Below are 22363 nucleotides of genomic sequence, written 5' to 3' on the forward strand. Positions count from 1 at the left end.
AGAAGATATGGGAGATATTCTGTTGGACCATGTGTCCTTTACCTATAAAAACGGATATGAAGCTGTATCTGACGTGACACTTTCTATCCGGCAGGGAGAGAGAGTTGCGATTCTGGGACAAAATGGAGCTGGGAAAACAACAACGGTAAAAATGATGAATAACCTGCAGAGGCCGACCAAGGGAACAGTTATGGTTGGGGATAAAAATACCAAAGATTATACCACCGCTCAGATTTCTAAAGAGGTAGGGTATGTATTTCAGAATCCGGACGATCAGATTTTTCACGCCACCGTACAGGAAGAAGTAGAATTTGGTCCCCGCAAAGCCCTGGGGCTTACGGAAGATGAGATCAGCGGACGCTGCGAAAGAGCATTGGAACTGACTGGATTGGCTGACGAAAAGGATGAAAATCCATTTGAACTGCCATTGTCAATCCGCAAATTTGTGGCAATTGCCGCAATCATTGCCTCAGATCCTGCGGTGTACATCTTTGATGAACCGACTGCCGGACAAGACCGGGAAGGCCTGCTTCGCTTGAATCGAATCATTGAGGAACTGCAGGCTGACGGAAAGACGGTAATCACCATTACTCATGATATTGAATTTGCCATCAATACATTTCACAGGATTATTGTCATGGCTAAGAAGAAGGTGATTCAGGAGGGAACACCGGAGGAGATTTTTCACAACGATGAGGTGTTGAAAAAATCTATGCTGAAGACCCCTTATGTAATTCGACTGGCAAGAGAATTGGGACTTGGAGAAACAGTCACCACAAACGAGGAATTTATTGAAGCACTGATAAGGAGTAAACAAGATGAACTTTAAGATTACACCACCATTACTAAGAGAAGATTCCATATTGAATGAGGAAGATAAGGCATTGCTGAAAGACCTGTACGAAGAAGAAGGAGATAACACTTGGCGGACTGTAGCGGGAGATGATCCGTTGGATGAGAGAAGGTTGAAACGAAATTCCTACACCTATGAAGAATTGAAAGCGCAGCCGGATAAAATCAGAGAAACACTGCAAAAGGAAAAAGAAGCTATTGCGCGGACGGCAGAAGTATTAAGTAAAAAACCAATCCGGCAGATTTATATGGTAGGCTGCGGGGATTCTGTGGCGGCTTTGCGGGGCGTCCGCTATTTTCTGGAAACGCTTTTGGGAATTCCCTGCAAAGAAGAAGATGCTCTGGATTTTGCGTACTACAACAGCGGGGCTGTGGGAGAGGATACTTTAGTGATTACCTTATCCTCCAGCGGAAGAACAATCCGGGTACTGGAAGCTCTTCTGACAGCTAGAGCCCGCGGGGCGCAAACGCTCGCCCTTTCCAATACGCCGGGTTCTCCCTTGATGGAAGCGGCGACAGCCGGGATTTTGATCCACGCTTCCCGGAAAGGATGGCCGACTCAGTCGTCCACTTCCGCGATGGCTACAGTGGTACAGCTGGGAATTGAACTTGCGCGCTGCTTAGGGGTTGATGAAAAAAAAATAGTATATTATGAAGAGCAGTTTCAAAAGATTCCTGGGCTTATGGAGCAGGCGGTTTCTATGACGGAGGAAAAGATGAAATCTATGGCGGCAAAGCTTTACCATGAGAAAATTTTCTTTTTCTGCGGCGGCGGTCCCTTCTTCACTTGCGCAGAGTACGGGGCGGCAAAGGTGAAAGAAGCAACGCCTGGATATGCGGTGCCGGTACAGCTGGAAGAGTTCCATCATTATAATACAGTGAAAAAGGGAGACTCCCTGTTTTTGGTGGCTCCTTCCGGAGCGTCCCTACATCGTGGACTTGAAACAATATGGGCCTGCAAAGAATTGGAAGGTAATGTATACGTACTGACAACGGAAGGAGAAAACAGACTGGCAGAAGAAGCGGACGAGGCAATCCTGCTTCCAGAAGCGGAAGAGTGTTTTGCCAACTTTGTGTATGCGGTTCCGCTGCAGATGTTTGGATATTATCTTTCTGTGGAGCAGGAAAGGGAAGCAAAGGAAAATTTAGAGAAATAGGAGCATAAGGATATGGATTATGTAGCAGTTGGCTGCTTTTCTATTGATAATATCATCAATACAAGAGGAGTAAAAAAATTAAATGTCTTTGGTGGAAATGCGGCGTTTGGGGCGGCTGGGATTTACTTGTGGCACGAGGGAAACGTAGGAATCGTATCCAGAAAGGGAACTGATATCCCAAGCGAATGGATCCAGATGCTGAAAGACCGGAAAATTGATACAATAGGAGTTCGTGATGTGCCTATGCGCCATATGATGTTTGCGGGAATGGTTTATGATGAAAACGGGGAACGCAGAGAAGTTACTTTTAATGAAGACGAACAAAGCGAGGAATTGATTGCGGGCTTCCCGGTGATGACACCGGAGATGGTAACGATGGCTCATGAAAAATTTGCGCCCACAGTGGAAGATATTCCAGAGGAATATGGGGATGCAGATGTGTTCCTGGCAGCCCGTCATTATGACCGGCAGCTAAGTTACGCAAAATATTTCCGCGAGAAAAATCCAGACGGAATTATTATTTTGGATACTGGAAAAGACTATATGAAACCAGAATGTATAGATAAACTGCCGGAGCTTTTTGGTCTGGTGGATGTGGTAATTCCAAGTGAAGTAGAGGTGAAGGGACTATTTGGAGATATTCCGATGGCAGAAGCCGCGGAGAAAATGATTCAGCTTGGGGCTAAAAATGTAGTGATCAAAATCGGAAAGCGTGGCTGCCTGGTCTATGTAAATAAAGAGATTATCTTTGTAAACGCCTATCATTCCGATGTGGTGAAAGATCCTACCGGCGCAGGGGACAGCTTCTGTGGAGGATTCCTGGTAGGATACAAGAAGACCCGCGATCTGGTAACAGCGGCAAAATATGGCACAGTTTCCTCTTCCTTTATCATCGAGGATTTTGGGATCGAGCCGGCGCTCCACATCAGTAAGGAAATGGCAGAGAAACGCCTGCAGGAAGTTGTTTGTTATACGATGGAGGGAAAAGAATGAGATACGCAGAGAAACCGATTATCATAGGCGCAGTCCATCTGCCCTATTACGGAAGAAATAATCCGAGTCAGTCGGTCGCGGGCCTGGAAGAGTATGTGATGACCAATGTAAGAGTTCATATAGAAAACGGGATCGACACCCTGTATCTTCAAGATGAAAATTTAAATCTCGGTCCGGCTCAGCCAGAGACGATTGCAATCATGGCCGCTCTTGGGAAAATGGTAAAAAGTGAATTCCCTAAAATGAAACTTGGCATGATCATGCAGTCTCATGACGGAATCGCGCCGATTGCGGCGGCTACGGCAGCAGGTGCGGATTTCGTGAGAATCAAGGTGTTTGCAGGAACGATGTACAAAGCAGAAGGTATCCGGCAGGGAGTAGGACAGACAGCAGTACAGTATCGTACCATGTTAAATTCTTCAGTAAAAATCTGTGCGGATGTTCACGATAGGGAAGGAATTCCGATGCCTGGAGTCCCGATTTCCATGGCAATCGGATGGGCAGACCGAGCAGGCGCGGATGCGTTCATTCTGACAGGACATGATTATAAAGAAACCCTGCGATACCTGGAGGAAGCAGAGAAAATGGAGCTTGGAAAACCGGCGCTGGTGGGCGGATCTGTTAATGAGGGAAACATTTATGAAATCCTGGATCACTGTGAAGGGGCAGTTGTCAGCAGCTCTCTTATGCTGGATGAACCTATTCCGGGGAGCCTGCTTCACTGGGATGCAGAGAAGATCAAGAGATTTGTAGACAAAGTGGCAAATTATCGAAAAGAGTAAAGAGATATGTATGATGTGATCATTTGTGGAGGGCAGGTTGTCACTCCCTTGGGTATAAAAGAATTGGATATCGGCATCCAAGATGGGAAGATTACCGCGTTGTCAGAAGTGGGAATGTGTGAAGAGGCCGTTCCCAGGATTGATGCTTCTGGGAAATATATCCTGCCTGGCGGGATTGATGTTCATGTGCATATGAACGATCTAGGAGCAGAAGAAATGGAAGATTGGCGGCATGGGTCTCTGGCCGCTGCGGTTGGAGGAATCACAACGGTAGTGGATATGCCAATCGATAATGTGCCCTCTACAACGGACAGCAAGAGCATGCGCAGAAAACTAGAACGTATACGGGGTAATTCCTATGTGGATTACCTATTGTGGGGAGGACTTACCGCAGATAATCTGGAGAAACTGCCGGGGATGTTGGAAGAAGGAGCTGTCGGATTTAAAACTTTTCTTATAGACAGCAGCGGAGAAGATTTTGGCAGGACGACGGATGGAGTCCTCTTGGAAGCAATGAAGGCGGCGGCAAAAGAAGACTTCCCGATTATGATCCATGCGGAAAATGATGAACTGAATCAATATTATACGGAACAATACGGAACCAGTACAGACTGGGCGGATTGGTCTAAAATGCATCCGGAATCAGGGGAGTTGGAAGCCGTGGCAAAATGTTTGGTGTTTGCCGGAATAACAGGAGCCAGGATTCACATTGCCCATGTCAGCAGCGCAAAGACGGCGGATATGATTGAAGCTGCCAGACGAAAAGGGATAAGAGTCACCTGTGAAACCTGTCCCCATTATCTGATTTTTACCGATCAGGACTATGAAGAAAAGGGGGCCCTCCTAAAATGTGCCCCTCCGGTCCGGGATGAAAAAAATCGCCAAAGATTATGGGAGGCGCTAAATGATGGGCGGATTGATATGATTTCGTCTGACCATTCGCCGAGCCAAGGAGGAAAAGAGTATCACTGGATCAAGGAAGCATGGGCGGGAATCGCAGGAATCCAGAACACGTTGCTGGCAATGTATTCGGAAGGATTTTGCAAAGGAAAGATTTCTCTGGAACAAGTGGCGGCAGTCTGTTCCGCAAATCCAGCGCAGATGCTTGGAATCAGCAGACATAAAGGAAGTATTGAGGTGGGAAAGGACGCAGATTTAGTTATATTGGATCCAAAGAAAGACACGATTTTTAAAAGGGATCAAATGAAAATGAAAGTAAAGGAAAGCGTCTACGAGAATTATCATTTCCGTGGCCGGATTGAACGCAGCTTTCTCCGGGGAAGGGAAGTGACAGAAGGCGCGCCGGCGGGACGCTATATACGCAGGTGATTGAATGAAGACGAATTTGGAGTGGCTGATAACAAAGAGCGGACTGAAGAATATACGATGCGTTTCCGGAAGGGATGGATTGGATACACGGATAGACGGTGTCAGTGTGGTGGATAGTCCGGGAGCTGTCAAATGGGCGAAGCCAGACGAATTATCCATGACCACGGGATACCTGCTGGTAGATGATCCGCAAGGACAGCGAAAACTTATACGGGAGTTAAAAAAAGCTAAAAGCGCGGGCCTGGCAGTGAAGGTTAAGAGTTATTTTGATGAAATACCGGAAACAATGATCGAGGAGGCGCAAAAAACAGGGCTTCCCCTGCTGGAAATTCCTTATTACTATTCTTTTTCTGAGATCAGTCAGACGATTTATAATCATATTTTTGAGATGAATTATCAGACTAGAATTAAGGAACAACGGCTGATAGAAGATATTTCTGATATCTTTTTCTCTAAACGGGGAGTTTTGGAGATTGTATATCGAATCGCGGAACATTTAAAACGGACGGTAATTCTGACAGATGGGGATCTCCGGTGCGTATACGCGGCCAAAAAGATGTCAGATAAAAAGATTTGCGCAAAAGATGACCAGATTCGAAGAAGCGGGAGTTTCGAAGAAGGCCATGGAGAGTTCTTTTTCTCAGATAAAACATGTAGAAAAGCGTATTGTGTAAATATACCGGATGCGCATAGCTATCTTCTGATCTTGGAGGAGAAACAGCGTATAACAAAGGACGAAGAATGCCTGATCGAACGATGTAATAAAATCCTGAGTATGGGTCTGGAACAGGTGAAAAACCGTAGAGGGGAGCCATATGACCTAGAAGATGTATATTACCAGAAGCTTTATGAATATCTGAGCGACCTGAAACCCTATACAGGAGCCGACCTGAAAAATCTTCTGCAGGAGCTGGAATTTCCTATAGAAAAGAAGCGGATTGTCCTGCTGGTCCAGCCGGAGAGGGAGCAGGAAATTGAAGCGGATGTAAAAAGAATTTTGAAACAGGAAATCCTAAAATGCAGAGAATTGAGAGGTTTTGGCTCCTGCGTTTTTTATCATAATGATAAATATATCATATATCTTTTTGCGGGCATACAAAAAAGCGAACCTTTCATGGAATATGCGGCGGGGTGCCTGGCAGACGATATCTTGGAAAAATTTTACTCCTTGCCGCAAAAATACGAAGTACGGATTGGAGTTGGCAAAAGCAGTCAAGATATGGCGGGAATACGCCGAAGCTATCAAGAAGCGGAAAAGGCGCTGGAATTGGGGGAAAGGATCGATCTTAAGACAGGGAAATTTATGTTTGGAAAACTGGCGGTTTATGATTATCTGCTTCAGTATCCGGTTAAAGACAAGGGACAGCTTGCAGGGAATATCCAATACTTGCTGAATTATGATGAGCAAAACAATACAGAACTGACCCGGACGCTGATGAAGTTTTTGGAATGTAAGTTTAACGTAAGCGAGACGGCAAAAGAGTTATATATTCATAGAAATACATTGATCAATCGGATGAATAAGATTAAAGAACTTTTGTACAATGATCTGGAATCTATGGATTCGCTGATTCCCTTGTGCATAGAGGTATATGCTTATCAACTATTTTTGTTAGGAGGTAAATCATGAGGATACTATTAAAACACGCAAAAATTGTTACATTTAATGAGAAGGACGATATATTGGAGGAGGCAGACCTGCTGGTGGATGGCCGGAAGATCTGCCGGATTGGCCGGGGATTGAAAGAAACCGCGGATAAAGTCATCGACTGTACCGGAAAACTGGTAATGCCTGGCCTTGTTAATTCTCATCTTCATTCAGATGAAAATATGTTCCGGGGGCTTTTTGATAATCTGCCCTTGGAACCGTGGATGCTCTATAGCTGTCCTCCTCTTTCGTATGGGCCATTTTCTGAAAGGCTGATCTATCTGCGGACTATGCTTGGCGCTATGGAGATGGTGAAAAAGGGGATTACCTGTATCCAGGATGATGCCTCAGAGTGTCCCAAAGGAACAGTGGAAGGATACGATCAGGTGTTTCGGGCTTACCGGGATATCGGATTAAAAGGGAATGTAGCTTTGAATATGGGAGACCGAGCCTATATGGACAAACTCCCCTATACATATGAGACCATTCCGAAAGAATTGCAGGGAAAACTCTCTTCCACTGGAAATCCGGAAGAGATGCTGGAGCTGTACCAGGAGATGATCCGCCGTTGGAACGGGAAAGAAGGCATGAAAGTGGTATGTTCCACTTCTGCTCCTCAAAGATGTACAGATGGATATCTTATGCAGGCCCTGAAACTGGCTTTGGATCATGATCTTCCAATGCATACTCATATTTTGGAGACTCGCATGCAGAGGTCCACCGGACCGGAATTCTACGGGAAATCCATTGTTCAGCATATCAAGGATCTTGGCTTTTTGACAGACCGTCTGACCATTATCCACGGCGTATGGATGGACGAGGCGGATATGGCGGCTATTGGAGAGGCAGGAGCCAGCGTAGCGCATAACCCGGTCAGCAATCTGAAGCTTGGCAGCGGTATTATGCCTCTTCGGAAAATGATTGAAAACAAAGTGAATATTGTTCTTGGGACAGATGGCATGAGCAGCAATGATGGATACAGTATGTTTGAGACAATGAAATTCGCGGCTCTTCTGCAAAAAGTAGTGGATGCGGATTACAGGACCTGGCTTAGCGCTAAGGATATCCTGGATCTTGCCATTAAGACTCCGGCTAAGAGTCTCCGCAGAGAAGCGGAGATCGGCGGGCTGGAAGAAGGGAAAGATGCGGATATCTGTATCATCAACCTGAAGACAGAAGCATTTACCCCATTGAATGATATCTACAAGCATCTGGTATACTGCGAGGACGGCCGTGATGTTGAGACGGTCATCGCAGCAGGAAAGATTCTGATGGAGGATGGAAAGCTTTTAAATGTAGACGAAAACGCATTATTAGAAGAACTGCAGGCGATGACCGGAGAGTTTAAAGAGCGGTATCAGAAATCTGTGGAAGAAAACGAAGTCCTTCTGCCTTATGTGCATCAGATTTATGAGAAATGCATCGATCAGTTTCAGGACTGTACCTGCAATCTTTTCGTATAGGCCCAAGAGTATATAGAAAGGAGATCACTTATGAGAATCATTGATATGCATGCTCATGTTGATGTGTGTGAACCGTTGCATTGGCATGATACGGCGGAAAAGCTGCTGAAGCTTATGGATGAGGCGAAAATTGAAAAGGCGGTAGTCAGCGCGTATCTGAATCTGCCGGGACCGGATATGACTTGTGGACAGCGGCTGTGGGATTCGATCCGGCCGTATGAGGACCGGTTTATGATGTTTCTGCGGATGGATCCATGGTTTGGTCAGGAGGCCGTTGATTTTCTGGAAGAAGCCTGCCAGAAGTACCCGGTTAAAGGAGTAAAACTGCATCCGGCTCATTATACCCTTCATCCCTATGGGGATCTGACGGTGGATCTGTGCAGGAAGGCGGGAGAACTGGGACTTCCAGTATTATTTCACTGTGGAGACGAGATGATGTGCCTGCCGCTGCAGATCGGAGAGCTGGCGGCCCAGTGTCCGGATACTACAGTGATTCTGGCACATATGGGAGGTTACGCTCATAACCGGGATGCCATCGAAGTGGCGAAGAAATACTCCAATATTTATATTGATACTTCTGAGGTGCCGTTAGTAAAAGAAATCAAATGGTTTGTAGAAGAGCTGGGTGCTGACAGGATTTTCTTCGGGACTGACGCGCCCTGCTGCGATCCATCGGTAGAACTGAAAAAAGTTCAGCTTGCGGGACTGGAAGAAAGAGACTTAGAGAAAGTGCTGTGGAAGAACGCAGTCCGAGTGATGAAATTGGATGAAGAAGAAAAATAGCAGGAGGAAGAGAAAATGTTGATAGATTTTCATACCTATGTGGGCAGATCGATGCTGGGACAAGAAAGTACAGAGGAAGAGCTTCTGGCAAATATGGAGAAAAACCAGATTGATATTTCTGTAGTGTGTCCGGTTAAGACGGTTGACCCATTTTTTGAGAAACAGAATCAGTACGTCTCAGAATTGCAAGAGAAGCATGCCGGCAGGATCGTAGGCTTTGCCAGAATCGACCCAAACCTGGGAAAAGATTCTGAGAAAATCCTGGCAGAATCTATAGAAGAACTAAAATTAAAAGGACTGCTCCTGCATCCTTGGGAGGAGACGTTTGCGATCAATGATCAAAAAGTATTTCCCTTCATGGAAATTTGCCGGGAATATGACCTTCCAGTGCTGGTAGAAACCGGATATCCCTGGGTGTCCCACTGTTTCCAGGTGGCTTCCCTGGCAGAAAAATTTCCGGATGTGAAGTTTATCATGTCTCACGGCGGGCAGTTCGACAGCAGCGGTTACGCGCTGACCGATGTAGACTATGTGATGGACCGGCATGAGAATCTTCTGATCGAGACCTCAGGAGATTACTCGGATGAGGGAATTGAAAACATCCCGGTACGGCTGGGGTATGACCGCCTTCTGTTTGGTTCTCACTTTCCATGGCTTAGCACAGAGCTTGAGATCTACCGGGTACAGCGGGCTTCTCTTCCGGAAGAGGCGAGGGAGTGTATCTTCTATAAAAACGCGCTGGAGGTCCTGAAAATATAGAAGAATCTTATGGATTCATCACCCTTCTCATGTCTTCCGGCAGCTTAGCCTCAAACGCCATCTTCTCCCCGGTAATAGGATGGGTGAAGGAAAGCCGATGGGAGTGGAGGGCTTGACGCTGGATGAACTCCATGTCTGGATTATAGAGATAATCTCCGATCAAAGGATACCCCAGGTGCTTCATATGAATACGAATCTGATGGGTACGGCCGGTTTCCAAACGCAGGGACACCAGGCTGTGCCCATTTTTGCTGTCCAGAAGCCGGTAATGCGTAACGGCGGGCTCACCCTTGTCCCAGTCTACCACCCGCTCAATAATGGTTCCATCTCTGCGGGCCAGAGGAGCGCTGATGGTGCCGGATTCAGGACGGACATGTCCTCTTGTGATGGCCAGATATTCACGGAGGATCTCTTTGCGTTTCGTCATAGCGGACAGGATGCTGGCGCTGACTAGATGCTTTGCTACTACCGTAAGCCCGGAAGTGTCGCGGTCCAAGCGGTTGCAGCAGCGGAAGATAAAGTCCTTTCCCTGCTGCTGATAATACCATGCCAGGCCGTTTGCCAGGGAATTGGTATAGTTGTTCATGGAGGGATGGATGGGCATTCCCGCTGGTTTATTAATCACGATCAGGTCCTCGTCCTCGTAAATAATATCCAGAGGAAGATTAACAGGAGGAATGTGGCGGGAATTTTCGGTCTCCTGGATGCGGACACAAAGTTCATCGCCGAAAGTAAGAGTCTGGCGCAAATAGCAGAAAGTTCCGTTGATCAGGGTGTTCTCCGGCATCCGTTTGATGCGGGCCAGATTCTGGGCGGAATATCCGTGCCGCCTTAAGAACTGTTCAATCCGCAGACCGTCTTCTTTTTCTGTAATCTTATAAGTGATCGTACGTTCCATTGCATTTTCCTCATGGTTTAGATAAAATATAACGATGCCAGGGTCAAAAGGTCTAAACCCACATGAGCTTGCTCATAAGTGGGTGAAAGACCTTGGGACCCGCCCCCAATATGAGCATAAAAGCGGGATGTATATCCCGCGATATGCGAATGTTGGGGCGGATTGTGGAAGTGCATAGCACGAAACAATCCGTAGACATCATGGTTGGGAATCCCAACATGGTATTTTTGATTATAGCATATTAAGAAAGAAGAGAAAAGAATGGGAAAATTGAGTACACTCTGCTATATTGAAAAAGACGGCAGATATCTGATGCTCCACCGGACGGTTAAAAAGAACGATGTGAATAAAGACAAATGGATCGGTGTGGGCGGTCATTTTGAGGCGGATGAAAGCCCGGAAGAATGTCTGCTGCGGGAAGTGAAAGAAGAGACGGGATATACTCTGACGTCCTATCAATTTCGCGGACTGGTGACCTTTGTGTCGGGAAATGGAGTGACAGAATATATGTCGCTTTTTACAGCGGACGGTTTTGAAGGAGAACCTATCGCGTGTGACGAGGGGGAACTGGAATGGGTGGATCTAGAAGACGTTTGGAGTTTAAATATCTGGGAGGGAGATAAAATCTTCTTTCGGCTGATGGATGAACGAAAAGAGTTTTTTTCTTTGAAGCTGGTCTATGACGGGCACGATAAGCTGGTGTCCGCCGTATTGGAGGGAAAGCCCATGGAGCTGTTGGATATCTTGAATGAGGATGGGACAAAAACGGGGATTCGGCGGGAACGGGGCGTAGCCCATCGGGAAGGAAGTCTCCACGCTACCGTCCATACCTGGATCATCAGGGAAAATCAAAAAAGCGGCTATGATGTATTGCTGCAGAAGCGCAGCGCAGTCAAAGACTCCAATCCAGGCTGCTACGATATCTCCTCGGCCGGGCATGTGGCGGCTGGGGATGAGCCGCTGCCTGCGGCAGCGCGGGAGCTTGAGGAAGAGCTTGGTATCAAAGCCAGGCAGGAGGACCTTCGCTATATAGGAATCCATCATGGCGCCTTTGAAGCGGTATTTCACGGGCAGTTGTTCCGGGATAATGAGTTGAGCAGCGTGTACGTTTATACGAAGCCGGTGAAAGAAGATCAGCTGGAACTGCAGGAAGAAGAAGTGGAATCCGTTTTATGGATGGATTATGAAGAATGTATGGAAAAGGTCTTAAATGGAACTCTTCCTAATTGTATTTATCCGGACGAATTTCGAATGGTGGGAGAGTATCTGAAGGAAAGTTTGATCTAGAGCAGGTGGGATTCTATGATCCTGCGGGCAGCAACGGTGATCAGCATGGCGCGCAGGCTGGGAATCAAGGCGAGAACTGCGTCATCAGGAGGTGGAACAAGAATGTTTGCCAGAAATTATTGGGAAAAGGAATGGACGGCGATGGAGAGACGGGAGCGCCGTTATCTGAGAAAACGGCAGGAGGAAAAGCAGTCGGTGATCCAGGAAAAGCTATCAGAAAAGGTGCCGGAAAAACTGGAACAGACGCTGAACGGAGCTTTTCAGAAAGCTTTTGCGCTGGTGTTCGAAAAAGGCACAGGCGTGATCGAAAAAACCTACAGTAAGGAGAAATACCAGCAGAACTATCAAGTAAATGAGTACGCGGTGAGTCTTGGGGCAAACCGGAAGACGGTACGGGCATTTTCCAGGCAGGCCGGATCAGGGAGAGCGAAGAATCTAGTAATTTCCGGCGTGGAAGGAGCAGGCCTTGGCCTTTTAGGTATCGGCCTCCCAGATATCCCCATTTTTACAGGAGTACTGCTGAAAAGCGTATATGAAACAGCCCTTTCTTATGGGTTTTCTTATGAGACGGAAGAGGAACAATGCTTTGTTCTGGGGCTGATCGAGACGGCTTTTCTGCGGGGAGCGCCGCTGATCAGGGCAAACGGACAGATGAATGGATGGATTGACGGCAGGACTGTTCTTTCTTTGGATAAGGAGGAATGGATCCAACGCGCCTCTGTAAGTCTTTCAGAAGCTATGCTGTATATGAAATTTCTGCAAGGTATCCCCATAGCGGGACTGGTTGGCGGGCTTGCGGATACCGTTTATCTAAAGCAGGTGACGGATTACGCGGAATTAAAATATAAACGTCGTTTTTTGAGAAAACACAGCGAAATGTAATCTGGTCACAGAAATATATTGAAAAAGGGTTATAATAGACTTATCAAGAAAACAAAGTATTACAAAGAAAGGAAGATAAATATGGCAGTGATTCATTTGACAAAAGACAATTTTAAAGAGGAAGTATTAGAAGCAAAGGTACCGGTGCTGGTGGATTTCTGGGCAACCTGGTGCGGTCCGTGCCAGATGGTAGGCCCCATCATTGAAGAGATTGGAAATGAAGTGACAGATCAGAAGATCTGTAAAGTTGATGTGGATGAGAATCCGGAACTGGCAAGAGAGTACAGAGTAATGTCAATTCCTACTCTTGCGGTATTCAAAAATGGAGAGATGGTAAAACGGGAAGTTGGAGCAAAATCCAAAGGAGAGATCTTGGAGATGCTGAAGTAGATTTTAATCCGGCAGGATCAGGAATTGATACAGAGGCCGGGACGTCAGGACAGACGCCCCGGCCTTTACTGCGGGTTTTGGATTTCGATCGATCTACATTTTAGAAAGAGCCGCCTCGTCCGCGACAATGGTCACATCTTTGTGAAGCTGGAGTACAGACGCCGGCACCTGTGGGGTGACGGGGCCATATACGACTTTCTTTAAAATTTCTGCCTTTCCTTCTCCGCTGACAACGACCAGGATCTTCTTTGCACGCATGATACTTCCGATGCCCATGGTGTAAGCCTGGCGAGGAACATCGGCCTCAGACGCAAAGAATCGTTTGTTGGCGCTGATGGTGCTTTCCGTCAGATCGACACACTGAGTTCCATTGGCAAAGGCCTCTGCCGGTTCGTTAAAGCCGATATGTCCATTGTGACCGAGCCCTAAAAGCTGCAGGTCGATGCCTCCGGCATTGTCAATGATCTGATCATAGTCCCGGCAGGCTTTAGCAGAATCAGGTTCCAGACCGTTGGGAACAAAGGTTCTTGCTTTATCGATATTTACGTGATCAAAAAGATTCGTGTTCATGAAATAACGATAGCTTTGGTCGTTTTCACCGCTTAAGCCTCTGTATTCATCCAGGTTGATGCTGGTGATACCGGAGAAATCAAGATCCCCTCTTTTGTACCAGCCGATCAGCTCTTCATATGTCCCTATTGGAGAAGAACCTGTGGCAAGGCCCAGAACACAGTTGGGCTTCATTAAGATCTGAGCCGCGATGATATTTGCGGCTTTGCGGCTTAATTCGGAATAGTCTTTTGCTTTACAGATAATCATTCGTCCATACCTCTCTTTTCCAAAATATTAGAATCATACATTCCCTTACTGTTAAGTATAACGATTTGGGAGGCGATTGCAACCAGATTTTCTGGGGCGGGACGAGATTTTATGCCCAAATGCGCTGGACCCGCGGCGGGGAAGAGATTGCAGAGGGGAATGAGATAGGATATAATAGACCAAGATAAGCTTGATAGAAGCAAAAAGAGACGTCTGGCGTGGAAAGAAAACGCCATAGAAAAGAAAAGCAGGAGGCCGTCTATGATTATCAAAAATGTAAAAGTATATACGGAAGAAAAAAAGTTCCAGGATGGAGAGATTCAGATCTCGGAGGGGAGATTCGCGGAAACTGGCGGCGATAAGGATGGAACAGTGCTGGACGGACAGGGCTGCTACGCTATTCCAGGACTGATCGATCTGCATTTTCACGGGTGTAAGGGATTTGACTTCTGTGATGGGACGCTGGAGGCAGTGGAAGCTATTGCCAGATATGAGGCTTCCGTGGGAGTAACTGCCATTGCGCCGGCGACTATGACACTTCCGACAGAAGAACTGGAGAGAATCCTTGGGAATGCGGCGGCCTATCGCAGAGGTCCCCATGATGGAGCGGATCTGGTAGGGATCAACATGGAAGGGCCATTTATCAGCGAAGCAAAGAAAGGGGCGCAGGACGCCCGGAATATTATTCCCTGCAATGCGGAAATATGCAGACGTTTTCTAAAAGCCTCAGAAGGACTGGTAAAATTCGTGGGAATCGCGCCGGAGTGTAATCCAGGTACAGAAGAATTTATCCGGGAAATGAAAGGCGAGGTGCAGATTTCCCTCGCCCATACCAATGCGGATTACGACAGCGCGATGGGCGCCTTTGCGGCGGGAGCGACCCATGCGGTGCATTTGTATAATGCCATGCCGCCTTTCAGCCATCGGGCGCCGGGGGTGGTAGGAGCAGTGGCGGACAGTCCGCAGGTGATGGCGGAGATTATCTGTGATGGCGTCCACATCCATCCGGCGGCAGTCCGGGCAACCTTCCAAATGCTGGGAGCGGACCGGATGATCCTGATCAGCGACAGTATGCGGGCTGCCGGCATGCCTGATGGACAGTACACCTTAGGAGGTCTGGATGTAGCTGTTTCTGGAAACCGGGCTACACTGGTATCAGACGGAGCGCTGGCAGGATCTGTTACAAATTTAATGGATTGCGTGCGGACAGCAGTGAGGAAAATGGGAATTCCATTTGAGACAGCGGTAGCCTGCGCCACCATGAATCCGGCCAAAAGCCTTGGTATCTATGACCAATATGGCTCGATTGCCCCCGGGAAAAAAGCAAATGTAGTACTGTTGGACGAAAAGCTGGCATTGCGGGCAGTGATAAAGAATGGAATTCAGTTGGGGACGGGGGATTTTTAAAAATCCCCCGGACCAAATTGAAAAAGCCCTGTCCCAAATTGAAAAAAGATAGTATTATCGAGATAGTGGGAGGAAGACAATGACAAGAGGTGAAGGCGCCTGTCTGGTATGCGGGAAACCGCTTCAATATTTTGAAACCATGAGAAAGATGGAGTGTGTTTTCTGCCATCGGGAGTTTGAAAGCAACGCAAGCTGTGAAGACGGGCATTTTGTGTGCGATGAATGTCATGAAAAAAGGGGAGTAGAGGTGATCCTCAGAGAATGCAAGAAGACGGATTCCAGGAATCCGGTTGAAATTATGCAGAAATTGATGGAAGATCCGTATATTTACATGCACGGCCCGGAACATCATATTATGGCGGGAGCCGCGCTTCTGGCCGCATATCACAACAGTGGAGGAGAGATTGAGCTAGAAGGAGCGCTGGAAGAAATGCGGGCCAGAGGAAGTAAGTATCCGGGCGGAGCCTGCGGAATGTGGGGCTGCTGCGGAGCTGCGGTCAGTGTGGGAATGTTTATCAGCATTGTTACGAAGGCAACTCCGCTGACAGGTAAATCTTGGAGGCTTTCGAACCAGGCAACGGCTAAAGCGTTGGCGGCATTAGCGGATCTGGGCGGTCCAAGATGCTGTAAACGGAATTGTTTTACGGCGGTGAAAGAAGCAGTTGCATTTGCAGAAGAAAATCTTGGAATCAGTATGGAACTGCCTCCAACGATTCAATGCGGCTTTTCAGAAGAGAATCAGCAATGCTTGAGGAAAAACTGTCCCTATTATCCAAACGGGACAGGGCATTTTTAATTTGGGCCGGGGGATTTTTAAAAATCCCCCGGCCCCGGTTGACAAATTAGCGGAAATACGTTAAGATTTCACACAGACAAGCGAGACTAAAAAGGCTTTGATAAGAACAAGTAATAACCTTTACACCCATACAGAAAGCTGCCGGAAGATGAGAGGCGCATGAAGGAATTGGTTATGAATACCTCTTTGAGCCGCGCACCGAACTTCTATGCCGCTTTGGAAAGAATGGTAGGCTGCGCCGTGTGACGAACGTTATCGCGTCGAGGCTGTCGATAGGAGGCAGCTGAAATGAGGCTGACGGCTGAGTTTGTCAGTGAAGCAAGGTGGTACCACGGAGTGATTCGTCCTTATCGTATGATAAGGGCGTTTTTTTGACGAAAACCGCCTGTAAGAACCAGATCATTCAAAGAACCAGAGTATTTAAAAAGCAAAGTTTCGGGGATTCTGGAGAAGAGGAGGCAAGATGGGAAAAGCAAAAAAGATCAGCCCGGCGAAACAAAAAATCCTGGATAACTATGAGATCCAGCGGCTGCGTTTCCTGGAGGAAGGCTATCAAGAACATTCAGAGATTATTTCTGTAGTCAGAGCAAGTGTAATGGCTATTATAACGGCGGTGCCCGTAATAATTCTGGGAACACTATTGTGGATGGCAGTAAATCGTGGGCCAGGGTGGCTGGAAGGAAAGAATTATCTGGTGATGTTTCTGATGTTTTTGGTCACAGTATTTATCCATGAACTGCTCCATGGGGTGGGCTGGTGCCTGGGGGCGAAAGGCAGATGGAAAAGTATGTATATCGGCATGATGTGGGAATCGTTGACTCCTTACTGCCACTGTAAAGAGCCTCTGGCACCAGGGAAATATATTTTTGGCGGTCTGTTTCCAGTTATGATTCTGGGAGGCGGTCTTTATATCGCGGCGCTCTTGACAGGGAGTACGCTTTTGCTGTGGCTTTCTATGCTAAATATCTTGGCCGCGGGAGGGGATCTTTTGATTGTCTGGCATGCCAGAAGATATAAGGATGGGTATGTGCTGGATCATCCGACAGAGTGTGGATTTGTTATTTTTCAAAAATAAGTGTTGTCGAAGAAATATCTTGATACTGACAGTGAAGAAAGGAGAAAAAGAGAGATGGGAATCTATGAAGAACTTCAGGCAAGGGGCCTGATCGCGCAAGTAACAGATGAAGAGGAGATAAGGGAACTGGTAAATACAGGAAAGGCTACCTTCTATATTGGCTTTGATCCAACAGCAGACAGTCTGCATGTAGGACATTTCATGGCGCTGTGTCTGATGAAACGGCTTCAGGAAGCTGGGAACAAACCAATCGCGTTGATCGGCGGAGGCACGGGATATATCGGAGATCCTTCCGGCCGCAGCGATATGCGTTCCATGATGACGCCAGAAACCATTCAGCATAACTGTGAGTGTTTTAAGAAACAGATGAGCCGGTTTATTGATTTCTCGGAAGGGAAAGCGTTAATGGTAAATAACGCGGATTGGCTGCTGGATCTGAATTATATCGAACTGCTCCGGGAGATCGGCCCGCATTTCTCCGTCAACCGGATGCTGACGGCGGAATGTTACAAACAGAGAATGGAGAAGGGGTTAAGTTTCCTGGAATTCAACTACATGATCATGCAGAGCTATGATTTCTATATGCTGTTCCAGAAATACGGCTGCAACCTGCAGTTTGGCGGTGACGACCAGTGGAGCAATATGCTGGGAGGAACCGAACTGATTCGCCGGAAATTGGGCAAGAATGCCTGCGCTATGACGATCACGCTGCTTCTGAACTCGGAAGGCAAGAAGATGGGTAAGACCCAGAGCGGAGCTGTATGGCTGGATCCAGAGAAGACTTCTCCCTTTGAGTTCTATCAGTATTGGAGAAATGTAGCTGATGCGGATGTTCTGAAATGCATCCGTATGCTGACGTTCCTTCCGTTGGAAGAGATCGACAAAATGGATGCTTGGGAAGGGGCTCAGCTTAATACAGCAAAAGAGATCTTGGCCTTCGAATTGACGAAACTGGTCCACGGCGAAGAAGAAGCGGTAAAAGCGCAGGAAGCGGCCAGAACCCTTTTCTCTCAGGGGGCGGCGGCAGATATGCCGACTACAGAACTGATAGAGCAGGACTTGGAAGAAGACAGGATTGATATCCTGACGCTTCTGGTAAGAAGCGGGCTTGTGCCATCTAAGTCGGAAGCGCGCCGGGCTGTACAGCAGGGCGGTGTATCAGCGGATGGCGAGAAAGTGACCGATATTCATGCGGAGTTTACGAAAGAACGATTCACCGGGGAAGGAATCGTCCTGAAAAAGGGAAAGAAGAATTTCCAGAGGGTAGTAGTGAAATAGAGTAGGCAGGAGTAGATAGAAATGAGAAAAGACGCCGGAGCATAGGATTTATTCCTATACTCCGGCGTCTTTTTTTGAATAGTTATTCGATATCCAGCCCTTCAAAAAATATGTCATAAGAAATATTATATATTTTTTTTAGAGCGATTAATTCTGTAATTCTGATGTTGTAATTGCCACATTCCATTTGGGCATAAATACTCCGGGAAACACTTTGGTTTAGCAACTGCATTTTAGCAACAAGTTGTTCCTGAGTGTAGCCATGTTGTAAACGTATCTGTCTTAAATTAGCGCCGAAAGAAGCGGTTGTTTTTAATTTTTGGTCCATATGCCTCCACTTTTATCATTGCAATATATTCATAACAAATATTTATTGATTCTACCCTAAATTCATGCTAAAATTGCAATAAATACATTGCAAAATAAAAATTATGGGAAGAGGATAAGGAAAATGAAAGTAAAAAGATATTTGATTCAGTGAAATTTAGCATACAATCTTGCGAAAAATGACTTGGGTAAGCTAAAAGAAATCAGGAGTAATGGTGATGTTTGAGAAAGAGCAGGTAGAAAAATGAAAAAGATAATTGTATGGTTGCTCGCATGTGGATTGCTGTTGTCTGGGTGTGAGGAAGAGGCGGATCAGTATACGAGTGAAGAGGTATTAGCATTGCTGGAGGAATATTATTCCCCTCACTATGTAAAAGAGACAGAAAACGAGGATACAGATGAAGAAGCTTCTGGTTCTAATATAGAGACATATGATGTTTACGAGGATTATGATGAAGAATATGAAATTGCAGGAGAAAAAATATATGAGGTAAAGGTAAATCTTATAACGGGACAATTGGAGGAAAAAACGGTTGGAGAAAGCGGGGGATTATCCAGGAGTTTGGAGCAGGTTGAGAAGGATGTTCATAAAAACAATCTTGGCGGTATAGAAGAAAATGACAAAAACTCACTGCAAAAAGAAAAAGAACAACAAACAGATTATTTTTTCGGAGATAATTTCATTACAGGGTACGGATTTGATATTCTATTAAAAGAGGATGGAAGTGTTTTAGCCCGCGGAATAAATACGAATGGAGAACTAGGAAATGGGACACTTACAGATTCTGATGAATGGCAGGAAGTAGAAGAAATTGATAATGTAAAGCAGATAGCGTGTAGCTTAAATCTTTGGGATGAAGAGATTGGAGCGTCTATATATGCTTTAAAAGAAGATGGAACTGTTTGGACTTGGGGAGCTGAAAAAGTGATCCCAGAGCAAATTCCAGAGATTTCCGATATAGATAAATTGATATTAAAAAACCGAGGTTTTTATGGTGGATATGGACAAGATTTTGGTATGGTACATGTCTACTTGTTAGACGAAGAGGGGCATTTACAGGGAAGTCTTTCTGAAGGCGCATACTATCCAAGTAATTATGGGGAGATAAAAGTAAATGATGTTTCTCCATTTGGCTATGTTTCAGATCGGGAGATTTATATTGAAGGTACAGACCATGAAGTGGGAACGCTTGAGGGGTATACTGTTTATGATATGGATGATCAAGAGACAACTTTGGGAACAATTGTTAAAATGTGCGGCCAAGCCAGTGAAGATTATCCGTATTTCTTGTCGGAAGAGGGGGCTTTATATTACTATAGTTACCAAGAAAATTGCTTTGAGCAGTTTGGAAATAATATAAAGGACTATTATAAAGTACACGACGATGAAGATATGGGGCAAGATGCTTTCGATATCGCACTTTCTAATGACGGAGAAGTGTATACATCAGGTGACAATGATTATGGTGAGGTGGGGAATGGTACAACTGACAAATTTAGTGAATGGTGGACTGTAGATGTTCCTCCGATAAACAGTATCTTTACACCGTTTGATGGTTCAGTATATGCAATTGATGGGGAGAATAATCTGTGGGCCTGGGGAAAAGGGTATGATACATTGCCGCAGCTTTTATACAATTTGAATGATGTCGCAAATGAAAATTAATTTGTGTAGTATTGCCTAATAATAACGGAAAAGCTGTCATTATCCGGGGGAGCATAAAATTCCCCCGGATTTTTGATGTTAAGTCTTGAGGATCATCTCTATAAAATAATCTGGAAGATAGTATTTATGGAAATTCTATGATATTCTTTGCCGCATCTTGTCAAAAAGAGAAAAAAATAATAAAATTATCTCTATAGAATATAAATAGTTTTCAGGAGGAAATGAAAATGGCTTTTTTGGACGACATCGATAAGAAACTTACAAATCTGGGTCAGGGAGCGATCCAAAAGACTAAGGAAGTAACAGATTCCGCAAAACTTTCCAGTTCGATCAAGAATCTGGAAGGACAGAAAAAGGATGCGATGGCGGATCTGGGAGCAATTTGTTATAGAAAATGTCGGGAAAGCGGAAAAGAAAGTGATCCGGAAGAGGCAGGAGTGATCGCGCGTATTGACGAGCTGGAACGGCAGCTTTCTGACTTGCGAGGACAGCTTCAGAGAGTAAAAGGAGTTATTTTCTGCCCCAGCTGTCATGCGCAGATCTCACCGGATTCCGCATTCTGCAACGTCTGCGGAGCGAAGATAGAACATCCGGCACCAGCACCGGCGCCAACGCCGCAGAGTGGGGAAGTCTGCCATAACTGCGGAGCGCCGATAGAACCCGATCAAGTGTTTTGTGTAAACTGCGGAACAAAGATTGAGCGGAAAGAGCCAATTCCAGAGCCGGCGCCAGAGCCGCAGCCAGTTCCAGAGCCGCAGCCAGTTCCAGAGCCGGCGCCGACCCAGCAGTCAGGAGCGGTGTGTCCAAACTGCGGCGCGGAAGTAGGGGCAGGACAGGGATTCTGTATTATGTGCGGGACTCCATTAAAGAAAGAGCAAGCGGGAGACAATCCGGAAAGAGAAACCGCGCCGCCGCAGCCGGGGACTAAGATCTGTCCGACTTGCGGCAAAGTTTTGGCGGATCATTTGGCGTTTTGTACTGCCTGCGGAACGAAGCTGAGTTAAGCTTTAGGAGTACGAAAAGTGGATAAGGCAGGGAATTGGATATGGATATGAGATGCCCAAGATGTAAGGCCAAAATCGAACCAGGGGACGCATTCTGCGGCGAATGCGGCTGCCCGCTGCAGGATCCGTTTGGAGAACCGGAGGATAACGGAAGAGGAAATAAAAATAAGGCAGTCATTATTGTTTTGGCTGTTTTGATCGTAGCGGTCATCGCAGGGTTTGCCGGACTGTTTTTGTATAATTACCTGGAAGATAAGAGGGGGCAGGATACAGCCGATCGAATCCGGGAAGAGATCAGTGAGGATAGAGAGGAAAAAGAAGATACGCAGGAGCAGACAGAAGAGGGGGAAGAAACCGCTGAAACCCAGGAACCGTCTCAAGATCAGAGTAATAGTCAGATGGGAGGATCAACAGTCAGCCAGGATTATATTTTCCCAGACAGCGACTCGCGTTATCTGACAGATGCGGATGTGGCCGGACTGACGCTTCAAGAAATTAACTATGGAAAGAATGAGATCTATGCAAGGCATGGGAGAAAGTTCAAGTCTCAGGAGCTGACCAATTATTTTGAATCCAAGTCCTGGTACAATGGGATCTATGAACCAGATGATTTTGATGCTAATTACAGCGACCTGCTGAATGAGTATGAAAAGAGGAACGCAGAGTTTTTAAGCGAGAAAGAGCATGAACGGGATGCCCAAGGTTATATTGAAGACGCGGATTAGAAGGGGCTTCGTTTTGAAAGAAATAGGGTAAAAGAGGAGGGAA

General features: G+C 46.3%; 22 protein-coding genes. 19 read left to right on the forward strand and 3 right to left on the reverse strand.

Annotated elements, in window-relative coordinates; genetic code table 11:
• Positions 1 to 7: 7 nt before the first annotated feature.
• Genes FND36_03425 through FND36_03465 form a run of 9 tightly spaced genes read left to right on the forward strand, consistent with a single transcriptional unit; the run spans position 8 to position 9766 of the window.
• Positions 8 to 829 carry an ABC transporter ATP-binding protein gene (locus FND36_03425; protein QDW73170.1) on the forward strand — a complete coding sequence of 274 codons (822 nt, stop codon included), beginning with the start codon at positions 8 to 10 and terminating at the stop codon, positions 827 to 829.
• Entirely contained in the window at positions 819 to 2009 is a 1191-nt protein-coding gene (locus FND36_03430; GenBank protein QDW73171.1) for an SIS domain-containing protein, read from the forward strand. Before FND36_03425 ends, FND36_03430 begins: the two co-directional genes overlap by 11 nt.
• Before the next feature lie 12 nt (positions 2010 to 2021).
• Positions 2022 to 3002, forward strand: a complete 981-nt coding sequence (locus FND36_03435) for a carbohydrate kinase family protein (GenBank protein QDW73172.1) — start codon at positions 2022 to 2024, stop codon at positions 3000 to 3002.
• Positions 2999 to 3784, forward strand: a complete 786-nt coding sequence (locus FND36_03440) for a hypothetical protein (protein ID QDW73173.1) — start codon at positions 2999 to 3001, stop codon at positions 3782 to 3784. The genes FND36_03435 and FND36_03440 overlap by 4 nt, the downstream gene beginning before the upstream one ends.
• Positions 3785 to 3790: 6 nt before the next feature.
• Positions 3791 to 5113: an allantoinase AllB gene (allB, locus tag FND36_03445; protein ID QDW73174.1), complete on the forward strand. Its 1323-nt coding sequence runs from the start codon at positions 3791 to 3793 to the stop codon at positions 5111 to 5113.
• A gap of 4 nt (positions 5114 to 5117) precedes the next feature.
• Positions 5118 to 6743 carry a hypothetical protein gene (locus FND36_03450; GenBank protein ID QDW73175.1) on the forward strand — a complete coding sequence of 542 codons (1626 nt, stop codon included), beginning with the start codon at positions 5118 to 5120 and terminating at the stop codon, positions 6741 to 6743.
• The gene (locus FND36_03455) at positions 6740 to 8224 is read left to right on the forward strand and encodes an amidohydrolase (protein ID QDW73176.1); all 1485 of its coding nucleotides are present in this window, start codon (positions 6740 to 6742) and stop codon (positions 8222 to 8224) included. The genes FND36_03450 and FND36_03455 overlap by 4 nt, the downstream gene beginning before the upstream one ends.
• 30 nt (positions 8225 to 8254) lie before the next feature.
• Entirely contained in the window at positions 8255 to 9007 is a 753-nt protein-coding gene (locus FND36_03460; protein ID QDW73177.1) for an amidohydrolase, read from the forward strand.
• Positions 9008 to 9022: 15 nt separating this feature from the next.
• Complete coding sequence (locus tag FND36_03465; protein QDW73178.1) at positions 9023 to 9766, forward strand: amidohydrolase family protein; 744 nt, start codon at positions 9023 to 9025, stop codon at positions 9764 to 9766.
• A 7-nt stretch (positions 9767 to 9773) separates the two neighbouring features.
• Here FND36_03465 and FND36_03470 read toward each other — a convergent pair whose 3' ends face one another.
• Positions 9774 to 10664, reverse strand: a complete 891-nt coding sequence (locus FND36_03470) for an RluA family pseudouridine synthase (protein ID QDW73179.1) — start codon at positions 10662 to 10664, stop codon at positions 9774 to 9776.
• A 261-nt stretch (positions 10665 to 10925) separates the two neighbouring features.
• Between FND36_03470 and FND36_03475 the strand changes: the two genes are divergently transcribed.
• From FND36_03475 to trxA, 3 genes are all read left to right on the forward strand, one after another.
• A complete protein-coding gene (locus tag FND36_03475; protein QDW73180.1) occupies positions 10926 to 11951 on the forward strand; it encodes an NUDIX domain-containing protein in 1026 nt (341 codons plus the stop codon).
• A gap of 102 nt (positions 11952 to 12053) precedes the next feature.
• A complete protein-coding gene (locus FND36_03480) occupies positions 12054 to 12833 on the forward strand; it encodes an EcsC family protein (GenBank protein ID QDW75526.1) in 780 nt (259 codons plus the stop codon).
• An 81-nt stretch (positions 12834 to 12914) separates the two neighbouring features.
• On the forward strand, positions 12915 to 13223 hold the full coding sequence (gene trxA, locus FND36_03485; GenBank protein QDW73181.1) for a thioredoxin: 309 nt from the start codon (positions 12915 to 12917) through the stop codon (positions 13221 to 13223).
• 93 nt (positions 13224 to 13316) lie between these two features.
• Here trxA and nagB read toward each other — a convergent pair whose 3' ends face one another.
• Entirely contained in the window at positions 13317 to 14042 is a 726-nt protein-coding gene (gene nagB / locus FND36_03490) for a glucosamine-6-phosphate deaminase (GenBank protein QDW73182.1), read from the reverse strand.
• Positions 14043 to 14303: 261 nt separating this feature from the next.
• On the opposite strand from nagB, the gene nagA reads away from it, so the two are divergent.
• The 4 genes from nagA to FND36_03510 all read left to right on the forward strand — a co-directional run bounded on the left by nagA (position 14304) and on the right by FND36_03510 (position 18598).
• Positions 14304 to 15449 (forward strand): N-acetylglucosamine-6-phosphate deacetylase, encoded by a 1146-nt coding sequence (gene nagA / locus FND36_03495; GenBank protein QDW73183.1) that lies wholly within the window; start codon positions 14304 to 14306, stop codon positions 15447 to 15449.
• Positions 15450 to 15528: 79 nt separating this feature from the next.
• On the forward strand, positions 15529 to 16245 hold the full coding sequence (locus tag FND36_03500) for an SAM-dependent methyltransferase (protein QDW73184.1): 717 nt from the start codon (positions 15529 to 15531) through the stop codon (positions 16243 to 16245).
• Between the two features lie 463 nt (positions 16246 to 16708).
• Positions 16709 to 17320: a DUF3267 domain-containing protein gene (locus FND36_03505; GenBank protein ID QDW73185.1), complete on the forward strand. Its 612-nt coding sequence runs from the start codon at positions 16709 to 16711 to the stop codon at positions 17318 to 17320.
• A gap of 54 nt (positions 17321 to 17374) precedes the next feature.
• Entirely contained in the window at positions 17375 to 18598 is a 1224-nt protein-coding gene (locus FND36_03510) for a tyrosine--tRNA ligase (GenBank protein ID QDW73186.1), read from the forward strand.
• A gap of 82 nt (positions 18599 to 18680) precedes the next feature.
• Here the strand turns inward: FND36_03510 and FND36_03515 are convergent, their stop codons facing one another.
• Positions 18681 to 18926: a helix-turn-helix transcriptional regulator gene (locus tag FND36_03515; GenBank protein ID QDW73187.1), complete on the reverse strand. Its 246-nt coding sequence runs from the start codon at positions 18924 to 18926 to the stop codon at positions 18681 to 18683.
• A gap of 243 nt (positions 18927 to 19169) precedes the next feature.
• On the opposite strand from FND36_03515, the gene FND36_03520 reads away from it, so the two are divergent.
• The 3 genes from FND36_03520 to FND36_03530 all read left to right on the forward strand — a co-directional run bounded on the left by FND36_03520 (position 19170) and on the right by FND36_03530 (position 22320).
• A complete protein-coding gene (locus FND36_03520) occupies positions 19170 to 20591 on the forward strand; it encodes a hypothetical protein (GenBank protein ID QDW73188.1) in 1422 nt (473 codons plus the stop codon).
• A gap of 221 nt (positions 20592 to 20812) precedes the next feature.
• The gene (locus tag FND36_03525; protein ID QDW73189.1) at positions 20813 to 21595 is read left to right on the forward strand and encodes a zinc ribbon domain-containing protein; all 783 of its coding nucleotides are present in this window, start codon (positions 20813 to 20815) and stop codon (positions 21593 to 21595) included.
• Between the two features lie 41 nt (positions 21596 to 21636).
• Positions 21637 to 22320 (forward strand): YARHG domain-containing protein, encoded by a 684-nt coding sequence (locus tag FND36_03530; protein QDW73190.1) that lies wholly within the window; start codon positions 21637 to 21639, stop codon positions 22318 to 22320.
• The last annotated feature ends 43 nt before the right edge of the window (positions 22321 to 22363 follow it).

It is taken from the genome of Lachnospiraceae bacterium KGMB03038, assembly GCA_007361935.1.
GTDB lineage: Bacteria > Bacillota > Clostridia > Lachnospirales > Lachnospiraceae > Massilistercora.

Bases quoted from the DNA above. Each gene is read 5' to 3' on its own strand.
- FND36_03475 (QDW73180.1), top strand. From the start codon at position 10,926: ATGGGAAAATTGAGTACACTCTGCTATATTGAAAAAGACGGCAGATAT.
- FND36_03500 (QDW73184.1), top strand. From the start codon at position 15,529: ATGACAAGAGGTGAAGGCGCCTGTCTGGTATGCGGGAAACCGCTTCAA.
- FND36_03470 (QDW73179.1), bottom strand. From the start codon at position 10,664: ATGGAACGTACGATCACTTATAAGATTACAGAAAAAGAAGACGGTCTG.
- FND36_03530 (QDW73190.1), top strand. From the start codon at position 21,637: ATGGATATGAGATGCCCAAGATGTAAGGCCAAAATCGAACCAGGGGAC.
- FND36_03525 (QDW73189.1), top strand. From the start codon at position 20,813: ATGAAAATGGCTTTTTTGGACGACATCGATAAGAAACTTACAAATCTG.
- FND36_03430 (QDW73171.1), top strand. From the start codon at position 819: ATGAACTTTAAGATTACACCACCATTACTAAGAGAAGATTCCATATTG.
- allB (QDW73174.1), top strand. From the start codon at position 3,791: ATGTATGATGTGATCATTTGTGGAGGGCAGGTTGTCACTCCCTTGGGT.
- FND36_03425 (QDW73170.1), top strand. From the start codon at position 8: ATGGGAGATATTCTGTTGGACCATGTGTCCTTTACCTATAAAAACGGA.
- FND36_03455 (QDW73176.1), top strand. From the start codon at position 6,740: ATGAGGATACTATTAAAACACGCAAAAATTGTTACATTTAATGAGAAG.
- FND36_03460 (QDW73177.1), top strand. From the start codon at position 8,255: ATGAGAATCATTGATATGCATGCTCATGTTGATGTGTGTGAACCGTTG.
- FND36_03520 (QDW73188.1), top strand. From the start codon at position 19,170: ATGAAAAAGATAATTGTATGGTTGCTCGCATGTGGATTGCTGTTGTCT.
- nagB (QDW73182.1), bottom strand. From the start codon at position 14,042: ATGATTATCTGTAAAGCAAAAGACTATTCCGAATTAAGCCGCAAAGCC.
- FND36_03480 (QDW75526.1), top strand. From the start codon at position 12,054: ATGTTTGCCAGAAATTATTGGGAAAAGGAATGGACGGCGATGGAGAGA.
- FND36_03435 (QDW73172.1), top strand. From the start codon at position 2,022: ATGGATTATGTAGCAGTTGGCTGCTTTTCTATTGATAATATCATCAAT.
- FND36_03440 (QDW73173.1), top strand. From the start codon at position 2,999: ATGAGATACGCAGAGAAACCGATTATCATAGGCGCAGTCCATCTGCCC.
- FND36_03505 (QDW73185.1), top strand. From the start codon at position 16,709: ATGGGAAAAGCAAAAAAGATCAGCCCGGCGAAACAAAAAATCCTGGAT.
- nagA (QDW73183.1), top strand. From the start codon at position 14,304: ATGATTATCAAAAATGTAAAAGTATATACGGAAGAAAAAAAGTTCCAG.
- FND36_03515 (QDW73187.1), bottom strand. From the start codon at position 18,926: ATGGACCAAAAATTAAAAACAACCGCTTCTTTCGGCGCTAATTTAAGA.
- FND36_03510 (QDW73186.1), top strand. From the start codon at position 17,375: ATGGGAATCTATGAAGAACTTCAGGCAAGGGGCCTGATCGCGCAAGTA.
- FND36_03450 (QDW73175.1), top strand. From the start codon at position 5,118: ATGAAGACGAATTTGGAGTGGCTGATAACAAAGAGCGGACTGAAGAAT.
- FND36_03465 (QDW73178.1), top strand. From the start codon at position 9,023: ATGTTGATAGATTTTCATACCTATGTGGGCAGATCGATGCTGGGACAA.
- trxA (QDW73181.1), top strand. From the start codon at position 12,915: ATGGCAGTGATTCATTTGACAAAAGACAATTTTAAAGAGGAAGTATTA.